The sequence below is a fragment of the Campylobacter sp. BCW_6466 genome (genome assembly GCF_001762835.1).
Lineage (GTDB): Bacteria > Campylobacterota > Campylobacteria > Campylobacterales > Campylobacteraceae > Campylobacter_D > Campylobacter_D jejuni.
Genome location: NZ_MJXO01000064.1, coordinates 1 through 235, shown reverse-complemented (window position 1 = coordinate 235; position 235 = coordinate 1). Strand labels below are relative to the sequence as shown.

The following is a 235-nucleotide window of genomic DNA, read 5'->3' as shown; positions in this document are numbered from 1 at the left end:
TTACTTGGTTTAGAGATTGGTTGCCTAATTTAAAAACTTCAGTAGAACTTGGAGCTAAGTTTAATATCAATCCTAAAGTAGAAGCTGAGGCTAGATTTGGAAATATAAAAGTAAGTGATGAGTTTGATTTACCAAGAATACAAAAATTTGTAAGCACTTCTTTTATCGTTCCTGTTAATGAAGCTTTCTATTTTAGTTTAAACTATAATGGAATGTTTGATAAAGATGGCAATAC

General features: G+C 29.4%; 1 pseudogene. It reads left to right on the top strand.

Annotation, left to right across the window (positions count from 1 at the left end):
* A pseudogene (locus AJ887_RS10450) lies at nucleotides 1-235 on the top strand (autotransporter outer membrane beta-barrel domain-containing protein); the annotation flags it as partial.